Annotated in this window: 7 protein-coding genes; 6 read left to right on the forward strand and 1 reads right to left on the reverse strand. The window is 72.9% G+C overall.

The features are described 5' to 3' along the window. Positions 1 to 96: 96 nt before the first annotated feature. The 5 genes from cobA (at position 97) to ndk (ending at position 7,542) form a co-directional block, all read left to right on the forward strand. Positions 97 to 1,473: a uroporphyrinogen-III C-methyltransferase gene (cobA, locus tag KRH_RS05465; protein WP_012398189.1), complete on the forward strand. Its 1,377-nt coding sequence runs from the start codon at positions 97 to 99 to the stop codon at positions 1,471 to 1,473. 372 nt (positions 1,474 to 1,845) lie between these two features. Then, positions 1,846 to 5,157, forward strand: coding sequence for an isoleucine--tRNA ligase (gene ileS, locus KRH_RS05470; protein ID WP_012398191.1), 3,312 nt, complete (start codon positions 1,846 to 1,848; stop codon positions 5,155 to 5,157). Continuing rightward, positions 5,154 to 6,524, forward strand: coding sequence for a bifunctional folylpolyglutamate synthase/dihydrofolate synthase (locus KRH_RS05475; protein WP_012398192.1), 1,371 nt, complete (start codon positions 5,154 to 5,156; stop codon positions 6,522 to 6,524). The genes ileS and KRH_RS05475 overlap by 4 nt, the downstream gene beginning before the upstream one ends. 45 nt (positions 6,525 to 6,569) lie before the next feature. Then, positions 6,570 to 7,013, forward strand: a complete 444-nt coding sequence (locus tag KRH_RS05480; RefSeq protein ID WP_012398193.1) for a DUF4233 domain-containing protein — start codon at positions 6,570 to 6,572, stop codon at positions 7,011 to 7,013. A gap of 115 nt (positions 7,014 to 7,128) precedes the next feature. Next, entirely contained in the window at positions 7,129 to 7,542 is a 414-nt protein-coding gene (gene ndk / locus KRH_RS05485; protein WP_012398194.1) for a nucleoside-diphosphate kinase, read from the forward strand. 76 nt (positions 7,543 to 7,618) lie between these two features. On the opposite strand, the gene KRH_RS05490 is transcribed toward ndk, so the two are convergent. Continuing rightward, the gene (locus KRH_RS05490) at positions 7,619 to 8,287 is read right to left on the reverse strand and encodes a vitamin K epoxide reductase family protein (protein ID WP_226905887.1); all 669 of its coding nucleotides are present in this window, start codon (positions 8,285 to 8,287) and stop codon (positions 7,619 to 7,621) included. A 440-nt stretch (positions 8,288 to 8,727) separates the two neighbouring features. Between KRH_RS05490 and KRH_RS05495 the strand changes: the two genes are divergently transcribed. Beyond that, entirely contained in the window at positions 8,728 to 12,165 is a 3,438-nt protein-coding gene (locus KRH_RS05495) for an Rne/Rng family ribonuclease (protein ID WP_012398196.1), read from the forward strand. Positions 12,166 to 12,219: the final 54 nt, after the last annotated feature.

The raw sequence follows: 12,219 nt of genomic DNA on the forward strand, positions 1-12,219 counted from the left end.
GAGTGTGACGCCCCGTGACGGCCCGGGTACGGGGCCACGGACCCGCACGTAGCATGGCGGTTTCCGTTCCGCCGTCGCCTCAGGAGTGCCCCGCCCATGACCTACCCCCTGGGTCTGAACCTCTCCGGCCGCCGGGTGCTCGTGGTGGGTGCCGGGCCGGTGGCCGCGCGCCGTGTCCCCGCGCTGCTCGCTGAGGGCGCTGCGGTCGAGCTCGTGGCGCCGGACGCGCACGAGGACCTGCGGGCGCTCGCGGAGGACGGGGAGCTCACGTGGCACCGCCGGGGCTTCCGCCCCGAGGACGTGGCCCGGGCGTGGCTCGTGCTCGCCCACACGGACTCGCCCGCCGTCCAGGACCTCGTGACCCGCACCGCCGAGCAGCACCGGGTCTTCTGCGTCACGGGTGGCGACGCCGCGGCGTCCAGCGCGTGGGTCCCTGCCGTGACGCGCGCCCACGGCGTCACCGTGGCGGTCAACGCGGGCGGGGACCCACGGCGTGCCAAGGGCGTTGCCGCGTGGATCGCGGCACGCCTGGAGACCGGGGAGATCCCGGTCAGGGCGCGGCGCTCGCGGGAGGGCGCATCGTTGCCAGGAGGGACCGACGGGCCCGCGCCCCCCAGCTCCGCGGGCCCCTCCCCGCACCACGGCGGCCCGGTGGCGCCGGGCCCCCGCCCTGACCCGGCTGACGAGTCACGCATCGGCGACGCCCCTGCGCAGCTCGGTTCCCGGTCCAGCGACCACCTCGAACCGGACGCCCAGCAGCCGGGAACCGTGGCCCTCGTGGGAGGTGGACCGGGTGACCCCGGGCTCCTCACGGTACGGGGCCGCCACCTTCTGGCCGGTGCGGACGTGGTGGTCGCCGACCGGCTGGGCCCCACGGACCTGCTCCCGGCGCTCGCGGAGCACGCGGAGATCATCGACGTGGGCAAGCGCGCCGGCTACCACAAGGTCACGCAGGACCGGATCAACCAGACGCTCGTGGACCAGGCGCGGGCGGGGCGCCGGGTGGTGCGGCTCAAGGGTGGGGACCCTTACGTGTTCGGCCGCGGCGGCGAGGAGGTGGAGTTCTGCCACGCCCACGGCATCGCCACCGAAGTGGTCCCCGGGGTCACCTCCGCGATCTCCGTGCCCGCGGCCGCCGGGATCCCCGTGACGCACCGGGACATGGCCCACGGCTTCACGGTCATCACCGCCCACGAGGAGCTGCGCCAGGTCCCGTACCGCGAGGGCCACACGCTGATCCTCATGATGGGCGTGCGCGGACTCGCGCGCACGGCGCAGACCCTGCTCGCCGCGGGCTACCCCCGGGACCTGCCCGTGGCCGTGGTGGAACGGGGCTGGACCCCCACCCAGCGCACCACGCTGGCGCCGCTGGAGGACATCGCCCGCACGGCGGAGGAGCGCGGGGTGCGGGCGCCCGCGGTGATCCTCGTGGGGCGGGTCGCGGAACTCGGACGCACCGACCCGAAAACCTGACCGCGCCCAGGGGCAGCCGCGGACACCTGCCGCGAGCGGCCCCGGGTTCGTGGTGCCCGGGCCCACGCTGAGGGGCATCTCCCGGCACCGGTGGGGACGACGCCGCCCGGCGCGCTACCATGGTCCCGTGCGCTTCGTGCGCGCGGGCGCGGATCCGGCCATCACCGGGGAGCCCTTCCGGAAGAACCGGCCCGTGCGGGCCTCAGTAGAACCGGACGACTCGGGCCCGTGACAGCCCCCAATGAGCGGCTCGCGGCGTCGTCGGCATCCCCGGCAACGCGGCGGACAAGCGAGGTGGTACCGCGCCACCGGCGCCCCGTGCGCCAGGGCGTCCTCGCATCCTGAACCACCGGCACCTCAGGATGGAGCACCGTGACCGACTCATTCGTGTACCCCAAGGCGAGCACCGACCCCGACGCCCAGGGCGTCCCCGCGGCCCCGCGCCTGCCCGCGGTCGAGGAGCGCGTCCTCGACTACTGGAAGCGTGACGACACCTTCCAGGCGAGCATCGACCAGCGCGACAGCGGCACGGACGGCTCCAACGAGTTCGTCTTCTACGACGGCCCTCCCTTTGCCAACGGCCTGCCCCACTACGGGCACCTGCTCACCGGCTACGTCAAGGACCTCGTGGCCCGCTACCAGACCCAGCAGGGTCGCCGCGTGGAGCGACGCTTCGGCTGGGACACCCACGGGCTGCCCGCGGAGCTCGAGGCCATGAAGCAGCTCGGGATGACGGACAAGCAGGACATCGAGGCCATGGGCATCGACACGTTCAACGACGCCTGCCGCGCCTCCGTGATGAAGTACGCCTCCGAGTGGCAGGACTACGTGACCCGCCAGGCCCGCTGGGTGGACTTCGACAACGACTACAAGACGCTGAACCCGGAGTACATGGAGTCCGTGATCGGCGCGTTCAAGGCCCTCGACGACAAGGGCCTGGTCTACTCCGGCTACCGCGTGCTGCCGTACTGCTGGAAGGACGAGACGCCGCTGTCCAACCACGAGCTGCGCATGGACGACGACGTCTACCAGATGCGCCAGGACACCTCCGTGACCGTGGCGTTCCGGCTCTCCGAGGACACCTCGTGGGCCGCGCACCCGGAGGTCGCCGCGGAGCTCGCGGGCGCGGAGGCCATCGCGTGGACCACCACGCCCTGGACCCTGCCCACCAACGAGGCGCTCGCGGTGGGCCCCGCCATCGACTACGTGCTGGTGCCCGGAGCCGGGGAGCTGGCCGGACGCCGCTTCCTCGTGGCCGCGGAGCTCGCGGGCAGCTACGCCAAGGACCTCGGCTACGGGGATGCCGAGGACCCGGCCGCCGCCGTGGCCGAGGCCGTGACCGCCCACTACACGGGCGAGCAGCTCGCGGGCATCCGCTACGCCCCGCTGTGGGACTACTTCACCGACGACGAGCGCTTCGGCACCGCCAAGGCCTGGCAGATCCTCGTGGCGGACTACGTGACCACCACGGACGGCACGGGCATCGTGCACCAGGCTCCGGCCTACGGCGAGGACGACCAGCTGGTGTGCGCCGAGCACGAGATCCCCGTGGTGCTCTCCGTGGACGAGGGCGGGCGCTTCTACGACCTCTTCACGGACGAGTCCCTGGCCGCCGGGGCGCCGCTCGCGGAGCTCGCCGGGCACAACGTGTTCGACAAGGAGGTGGCGCGCACCGTGATCCGGGACCTGCGGGCCCGCGGCGCGCTGCTGCGCGAGGCCTCCTACGAGCACTCCTACCCGCACTGCTGGCGCTGCCGGAACCCCCTGATCTACCGCGCGGTGTCCTCGTGGTTCGTGAGCGTCACGGCCATCAAGGACCGCATGCTGGAGCTGAACCAGCAGATCAACTGGATCCCCGGCAACGTCAAGGACGGCCAGTTCGGCAAGTGGCTGGAGAACGCCCGGGACTGGTCCATCTCCCGCAACCGCTACTGGGGATCGCCGATCCCCGTGTGGGAGTCCAGCGACCCCAACCACCCGCGCCGCGACGTCTACGGATCCCTCGCGGAGCTTGAGGCGGACTTCGGTCGCCTGCCCCGCAATGCCGCCGGCGAGGTGGATCTGCACCGGCCGTGGATCGACGAGCTGATCCGCCCCAACCCGGACGACCCCACGGGGACGTCCGTGATGCGCCGCGTTCCCGAGGTGCTGGACGTGTGGTTCGACTCCGGGTCCATGCCCTACGCGCAGGTGCACTACCCCATGGAGAACCGCGAGTGGTTCGAGACCCACAACCCCGGTGACTTCATCGTGGAGTACATCGGCCAGACCCGCGGCTGGTTCTACACGCTGCACATCCTGGCCACCGCGCTCTTCGACCGCCCGGCGTTCCGCAACGTGATCTCCCACGGCATCGTGCTGGGCTCGGACGGACAGAAGATGTCCAAGTCCCTGCGCAACTACCCGGACGTCAACGAGGTCCTGGACCGGGACGGGTCGGACGCCATGCGCTGGTTCCTGATGTCCTCGCCCATCCTGCGCGGCGGGAACCTGGTGGTCACCGAGCAGGGCATCCGTGACGGCGTGCGGCAGATGATCCTGCCGCTGTGGAACGTCTACCACTTCTTCGGGCTCTACACGAACGCCGCCCGCGGGGGAGAGGGCTACGACGCCCAGGCGCGGTACGAGGCCGAGCACGTGATGGACCGCTACATCCTGGCCGAGACCGGCGCCCTGGTCACGGACGCCAAGCGGCTCTTCGACGAGTACGACATCTGGGCCGCCGCCGAACGCCTGCGCGCCTACATGGACACGCTCACCAACTGGTACGTGCGCCGGTCCCGCGAGCGCTTCTTCGAGGAGGACACCGAGGCGTTCGACGTGCTCTACACGTGCCTCGAGACCGTGTGCCGCGTGGCCGCCCCGCTGCTGCCGCTGGTCACCGAGGAGATCTGGCGCGGGCTCACCGGCGGGCGCTCGGTGCACCTGACCGACTGGCCCGACGCCTCCCTGTTCCCGCGGGACGAGGCCCTGCTCACCGCCATGGAGCGCACGCGCGCCATCTGCTCCGCGGGCTCCGCACTCCGCAAGGCCAGCAGCCTGCGCGTGCGCCAGCCGCTCGCCGGCATGACCGTGGCCGTGCCCGGGGCGCAGGCGCTCGCGGGCACGTTCCAGGAGATCGTCGCGGACGAGCTGAACCTCAAGTCCGTCACGCTGGTGGACGCGGACGAGGTCTCGGCCGCCGACTACGGCATCTCCCAGGAGCTCAAGGTCAACGCGCGCGCCGCCGGTCCCCGGCTCGGCAAGCAGGTGCAGCAGGTCATCAGGGCCACCAAGGCGGGCGACTGGTCCGTGGCCGAGGACGGCGGCGTGGTCGCCGGCTCGGTGGCGCTGGAGGAGGGCGAGTACGAGCTGGTCACGGTGGTCGACGACGCCGCGGCGTCCTCCGCGCGCGCCGTCACCGTGCTGCCCGGCGGCGGTTTCCTGGTGCTGGACACCGAGCTGACCGACGAGCTGCGCGCCGAGGGCGTGGCTCGGGACATGGTCCGTGCGATCCAGCAGGCCCGCAAGGACGCCGGGCTGGTGGTCTCGGACCGGATCCGCACCACGCTCCACGCCGACGCCGCGACGCTGGCCGCGGTGGACGCGCACCGCGAGCTCGTGCAGGGGGAGACCCTCACCCGGGAGCTGGAGCTGGTGGAGGCCACGAACCTGGACGTCACCGTGGCGGTGGTGGACGCATGAGCGGCGCCACCGAGCACGAGAACTTCGCGTCCGTCGAGGAGATCTACCAGGGGCTGCTGGCCCGGGCGCCGGAGCACAGGATGGCGCCGCGCCTGGACGCCATGCAGCTCGCGGTCTCCGCGCTGGGGGACCCGCACCGCAGCGCCCCCGTGGTGCAGGTGACCGGGACCAACGGCAAGACGTCGACGGCGCGCATGGTCGAGTCCCTGCTGCTCGCCCACGACCTGCGGGTGGGCCGCTACACGAGCCCGCACCTGGAGCGCGTGACCGAGCGGATCAGCATCGACGGCGAGCCCGTCTCCGACGAGACCTTCGTGCGGATCTACACGGAGATCGCCCCGTACCTGGACCTCGTGGACCGTCACCTGGAGGGCGAGGGGGCCCCGCGCCTGACGTACTTCGAGACCCTCACGGTGCTGGCGTTCGCGGTGTTCGCGGACGAGCCCGTGGACGTGATGGTCCTGGAGGTCGGGATCGGCGGCTCGTGGGACGCCACCACCGTGGCGGACGCCGCGGTCTCCGTGGTCACGCCCATCGACCTGGACCACACGGACATCCTCGGCGACACCGTGGAGGACATCGCCCGCGAGAAGGCCGGGATCGTCAAGCCGGGCGGGTTCCTCGTGAGCTCCGCCCAGCAGCCGGGTGCGGCCCAGGTGCTGCTCGAGCGCGCGCAGGAGCTGGGAGTCCCCTTCCGCTTCGAGGGCGTGGAGTTTTCCGTGACCGCGCGCACCACCGCCGTGGGCGGGCAGGTCATCACCGTCCAGGGCCTCGCGGGCGAGTACCCGGACGTGATGCTCCCGCTGTTCGGCGCGCACCAGGCGCAGAACGCGGCGGTCGCGATTGCCGCGGTGGAGGCGCTGCTCGGCGGTGGCGAGAAGCCGCTGAACCCCGAGCTCGTGAGCGAGGGTCTGGGCGCGGTGTCCTCGCCCGGTCGCCTCGAGCTCGCGCGCAAGGCTCCGCCCGTGGTCCTCGACGCCGCCCACAACCCGCACGGGCTCGTGGCCTCCGCCGCGGCCGTGCGCGAGGGGTTCACGTTCAGCAAGCTCAACCTCGTGGTCGGGGTGCTGGGGGACAAGGACGTGGAGACCATGATGCGGGTGCTCGCGGACGAGTACCACGAGTTCGATCTGGAGCTGTGGTGCACCGCGTCCCACTCCCCGCGGGCGGTGCCCCCGGCGGAGCTCGCGGAGATCGCCGTGGACATGGGCTTCGACGAGGACGCCGTGCACGTGGCCGAACATCTCGACGACGCGTGCTCCGCCGCCATCCAGGACGCCGCCGCCCGTGAGCAGTTCGACGGCGCGGTGCTCGTCACCGGCTCCATCACCGTGGTGGGTGAGGCCCGTGCGCTGCTCGGCCTGTGACCCCTCGACCGCACCCCTGCTGTCCGCACCCCTGGAAGGAGCCGCATGGCCCGCATGACCAAGGCCCAGCGCGAGTGGCGCCCCGGGCAGACCAAGAAGCCGCGGTCCGTCAAGACCATGTTCGCCTCGAGCGTGCTGAGCATCGAGGCGTTCATCGTGTTCTTCGCGGCCCTCACCGCCTTCGGGCTGCTGGCCCGGGACTGGAGCACCGCGCACAAGCTGTGGCTCATGGGCGGCGCGGCGGTGCTCGCGCTGCTGTTCATCCTGCTGTGCGGGATGCTCCGCCGCCCGTGGGGCTATGCCGCCGGGTGGGTGCTGCAGCTCGTGCTGATCGCCACCGGTTTCCTGGTGCCCGCCATGTTCGTGATCGGGGCGCTGTGCGCGCTGGCGTGGTGGTACGCCGTGGTCAAGGGCGCACGTATGGACCGCGACAACGTGCAGCGCGCGGAGGAGCAGCGCCGCTGGGAGGCGGAGCACCCCCTGCCGTGAGCGGGCGCGGCGCGCGGTCCGCACGCGCCCGCCGCGTTCGCTAGGCTCGACCCGGAACCCGGTGACCGGCCCTCGTACGGCCCGTCCACCCCCACCTCTACCGCAAGGAGACCCCATGTCGCAGCGCACTCTCGTCCTCGTCAAGCCGGACGGCGTCGAGCGCGGCCTGACCGGCCAGATCCTCGCCCGCATCGAGGCCAAGGGCTACACCCTGGCCGAGCTCAAGCTGGTGCACGCCACCCGGGAGATCCTGGAGCAGCACTACGCGGAGCACCAGGGCAAGCCGTTCTTCGAGCCGCTCGTGCAGTTCATGCTCTCGGGCCCGGTGGTCGCCGCGGTGGTCGAGGGCGACCGTGTGATCGAGGGCTTCCGCAGCCTCGCCGGGGCCACCGAGCCCACCACGGCCGCCCCGGGCACCATCCGCGGGGACCTGGGCCGGGACTGGGGCGAGAAGGTCCAGAAGAACCTCGTGCACGGCTCGGACTCTCCGGAGTCCGCCGAGCGCGAGATCGGCATCTGGTTTGCCTGAGCCACCGCACGACCACGGCGCGTGCCGAGCTCCCGGGCTCGGCACGCGCCGTTCTCGTGGTCCGGCAGGGCGGGTGTCAGGCGAAGATCACGGTGGAGAAGCGCACCGCGATCACGCCGAAGACGACCACGAGCACCCCCGTGCCGAGCAGCCAGGCCCAGGCCGTGGAGCCTGCGCTCTCCCGGGCGGCACCGCCGAGCATTCCCGCGCGGCGCATCCGGGCGCTCGTGTGGGCGAGCAGGTAGGTCTGCGCGCACCACACGACCATGCAGTAGAGGCACAGGGCGTTGATCCGGAACGTGGTCTGCCACCACAGCCACAGGGTGAACACGGACCCCGCCGCGATTCCCGCCCACAGCAGCCACCAGAACCAGCGGGCGTAGCGCGCCCCCGCGAGCACGCCCACGGCCACGGCGAGCACCACGGCGTAGGCCACGATGCCGATCAGCGGGTTGGGGAAGCCGAACACCTCCGCCTGGGGAGTGCGCATCACGGTCCCGCACGACAGCCACGCGTTGAGGTCGCAGCTCGCGCGGTGCCCGGCGTCCTGGAAGATGGCCAGCCGCTCCGCCACGAGCGTGGCCGATGCCGCGAAGCCCACGAGCGAGAGGACCACCGTCAGCACGGCCCACGTGCGGTCGGGGCGCGTCACGGGTGCCACGGCGGCGTCGGCCGCGGGGCGGTCGGGGGCCGTGGCGTGGCTGTCGGAGGGGGCGGCGGGGGAGGGTCGGGATGCAGAGCTCACGCGCCCGATCGTAGACCACGGGCATGGGCGGGCGCGGTGCAGGGCGGATCGCGGGCACCCCGAGGTGGGCCGGGACGCGACCGGCCGGGCTGTGGCGTGGACCACCCGGATGTGCGGTGACAGGCGACGACTGTGAGATACTGCCAGTGGTCGGCCCTCGCCCGCACGCGAGGACACCGGCCCGGCAGGAGCACCGACCACCATCGGAGCGGACCCGCGGCTCTCACAGGATCGAGCGCGTCCGCACCGGTTCAAGTTCGCGGTCCCACGGACCCAGCGACTCGGGCATCCGCCGGCCCGCGGACGGCGCGCGTGACACATGCCGCGCCCGTGGGTACGACACCGACTTCCGGCGGCCGTGTGGAGAACACCGGCTCGACCGACCGAGCACACCTCGGGCCCGGGTGCGGACGGTGCCCCGAGCAGGAGCACAACTTCACATGGAACCTGAACAGGACACCTCCGCACTGACCCCCGGGTCCGCCACGGGTGAGACCCCCACCGCGTCGCCGCAGGACGACGCCGCCGCGCAGCCCGCCGCCGCACAGGGCACCGAGCCCGCCGCCCAGGACGTGCAGGACCCGCAGGGCACCCGCACCTCGCCGACCACGGACGGGGACGCACCGGCCGACACGGCCCCCGCGTCGGACCCGGCCGCCACGAGCGGCGAGGCGGCGGCCACGGACGCCGAGGCACCGCACGCCACCTCCGAGGAGGAGGCCACCGCGGCCCCGGTCGACGGCACGAGCGACGCCATCGCCATCGCGGCCGCCATCGACGCCGGAGAGCTCCCCACGGCGCCCGTCACGCCGCCGGAGGAGTCCACCACGGCACCGGACACCGCGGCCGCGGCCGCCGCGCAGTCAGCGGGCAGCAGCTCGGACGAGGCCGCCGCCTCGTCGGCCCCCGAGCCGCAGAACGCCGCGTCCGAGGACGGCGCCGCCGCCGACAGCACCGACTCACCCGCCGCCGAGGACGCCCCGGCGGCGGAGGGCACCGAGCCCCCCACGCAGCAGGACTTCGGGGCCTTCGGCCCGGGCGCGTCCCTGCTGTTCCGGGCGCCGGACCCGGACGAGATCCGCCGTGCCGCCGAGGCCCAGAAGGCCCGGCTGCGCGAGGCCGCCCAGGAGCGGGAGGCCGCCCGCGGGGACCGCGACGAGGACGACGACGCGAGCGTGTCGAGCAAGCGGCGCCGACGGCGTCGTCGTGGTGACGAGGACATGGAGCTCGTGGACGACTCCGACGGCTCCGTGACCCGGGTGCGCGCCCCGCGCGGTGCGTCCGAGGGCACCAGCAGCGACGAGGTCACCGGGGTCAAGGGCTCCACGCGCCTCGAGGCCAAGCGCCAGCGCCGCCGCGAGTCCCGCCAGTTCGGCCGCCGCCGCCACGTGATCACCGAGGCCGAGTTCCTGGCGCGCCGCGAGTCCGTGGAGCGCACCATGCTGGTCCGCCAGAAAGAGGACCGGATCCAGATCGGCGTGCTCGAGGACGGCATCCTCGCGGAGCACTTCGTCTCCCACACCACGCAGGACTCACTGATCGGCAACGTCTACGTGGGCAAGGTGCAGAACGTGCTGCCGTCCATGGAGGCCGCGTTCGTGGACATCGGCCGCGGGCGCAACGCCGTGCTCTACGCCGGCGAGGTGGACTGGGACGCCGCCGAGATGGGGCACAAGCCCCGCAAGATCGAGAACGCCCTGAAGTCCGGGGACACCGTGCTCGTGCAGGTCACCAAGGACCCCGTGGGCCACAAGGGCGCCCGGCTCACCAGCCAGGTCTCCCTGCCCGGGCGCTACCTCGTGTACGTGCCCGGCGGCTCCATGACCGGGATCTCCCGCAAGCTCCCGGACGTCGAGCGCCAGCGGCTCAAGAAGATCCTCAAGGACCGGCTGCCCGAGGGCGCGGGCGTGATCGTGCGCACCGCCGCCGAGGGGGCGTCCGAGACCGAGCTGACCAACGACATCAACCGGCTGCGCTCGCAGTGGGAGCAGATCCAGGAGAAGGCCGGCTCCACCAAGACCCTCGCCCCGGAGCTGCTCTACGCCGAGCCGGACCTCACCATCAAGACCGTCCGGGACGTGTTCAACGAGGACTTCACCGCCATGGTGGTCCAGGGCGAGCAGGCGTGGGACAACATCGAGGCCTACGTGACCTACGTGGCCCCGGACCTGCTGGACCGGCTGCAGCGCTGGACCGAGGACGAGGACCTCTTCGAGCACATGCGCGTGGAGGAGCAGATCCAGAAGGCGCTGGAGCGCAAGGTGTTCCTGCCCTCCGGCGGCTCGCTCGTGATCGACCGCACCGAGGCCATGACCGTGGTGGACGTCAACACGGGCAAGTTCACCGGTTCCGGCGGCAACCTCGAGGAGACCGTCACCAAGAACAACCTCGAGGCCGCCGAGGAGATCGTGCGCCAGCTGCGGCTGCGGGACATCGGCGGGATCATCGTGGTGGACTTCATCGACATGGTCCTGGAGTCCAACCGGGACCTCGTGCTGCGCCGGCTCGTGGAGTGCCTGGGCCGCGACCGCACCAAGCACCAGGTGGCGGAGGTGACCTCCCTGGGTCTCGTGCAGATGACGCGCAAGCGCATGGGCACGGGGCTGCTGGAGGTGTTCTCCGAGCCGTGCGAGGAGTGCGCCGGGCGCGGCGTGCTGGTCCACGACCACCCGCTCAAGGGCCGCTCCACCGCGTCCGCCCCGGACCACCGCGGCAACCGCAACGACCGCAAGCGCTCGCGCCAGAAGCAGCAGCACCAGCCGCAGGAAAAGCAGCCCTCGCCCGCGCGCTCCAAGAGCCCGGACGAGCAGCAGGCCCGGGACGAGGCCGCGCGCACCGCGTTCGCCACCATCGCCGCGGCTTCCTCGCACGAGGACGACGCCGCCCAGCACGGTTCCCGGGACGCGGCCGCGTCCTCGGGCAGCGCGTCCGGTGCCGCGGACTCCGCGCGAGACCACCAGGCGGCGGGAGGCCCCGGGGACGAGAGCCACGGCGAGTCCGAGGGCGGACGCCGTCGCAAGAAGCGCCGGGGCAAGCGCAGCCGTGGCCGCACCCAGCAGGGTGAGGATGGCGGTTCGTCGCAGGAGACCTCCCGCGAGGACCACACCCAGGGCCAGGACGGCGGCGCCGCCTCGCAGCTGACCATCGGCGGCGAGGTCGTCGAGCTCCCGCAGGGCCACCAGGACCGTGGCACGGCACAGGAGTCCCTAACCCTTGACTCGCTCTCCGCGGCGTTCTCTGGTGAGGACACTTCGGGCGAGGAGACCTCCGGCGGCGACCGTTCCGGATCCGGGTCCCGTTCGGGTGGTGCGGGCCGTCAGCGCCGCGGCCGCCGGGTGGCCACGGCCCCCGGCACCGCCACGGGCGCGCGCGGCTCCGCCGAGGACGCCGACCGCTCCTCGGACTCCCAGGGCGGAAAGTCAGGGGCGGGGCAGGACAGCGACACCCAGCGGGACCAGTCCGGAGGCGGCCGGTCCAGGAACGGCGGGGCGGGCAACCGCCAGTCCGGGAGCGGTTGGTCCGAGGACGACAAGACCGGACGAGACCAGTCCGGGCGCGACCAGTCCGGCAGCAGCCGCTCCGGTGGTGCCGGGACCGCGCCCAGCGCGGCCGGTCAGAACGCACCGGGTGCCGCGGGGCAGGCCGCCCCGAGCACCCCGGCCAGGCGGCGTCGTGGTTCACGCCGTGCGGTGGCACCCGCCGCCGCACCGGGCACCGCGAGCGTGGAGACGCGCGAGTACGAGGCGTCGGCGGGGGCCGCGAGCCGTTTCACCGCCGAGGCCACCGCGGTGCGCACGGCGCCCTCGGACGGGCAGCCGACCATCGTGGGGGTGGGCGTGAAGGCCCAGGACATCACCATGACCCCCAAGGCGGACTGAGACCTGCGCGACGACCGCCACCGTGTGGCGTCGTGCACGGCCCGCCCACAGGAG

Source organism: Kocuria rhizophila DC2201 (genome assembly GCF_000010285.1).
GTDB lineage: Bacteria > Actinomycetota > Actinomycetes > Actinomycetales > Micrococcaceae > Kocuria > Kocuria rhizophila_A.

Bases quoted from the DNA above. Each gene is read 5' to 3' on its own strand.
- KRH_RS05495 (WP_012398196.1), top strand. From the start codon at position 8,728: ATGGAACCTGAACAGGACACCTCCGCACTGACCCCCGGGTCCGCCACG.
- cobA (WP_012398189.1), top strand. From the start codon at position 97: ATGACCTACCCCCTGGGTCTGAACCTCTCCGGCCGCCGGGTGCTCGTG.
- KRH_RS05475 (WP_012398192.1), top strand. From the start codon at position 5,154: ATGAGCGGCGCCACCGAGCACGAGAACTTCGCGTCCGTCGAGGAGATC.
- ndk (WP_012398194.1), top strand. From the start codon at position 7,129: ATGTCGCAGCGCACTCTCGTCCTCGTCAAGCCGGACGGCGTCGAGCGC.
- KRH_RS05480 (WP_012398193.1), top strand. From the start codon at position 6,570: ATGGCCCGCATGACCAAGGCCCAGCGCGAGTGGCGCCCCGGGCAGACC.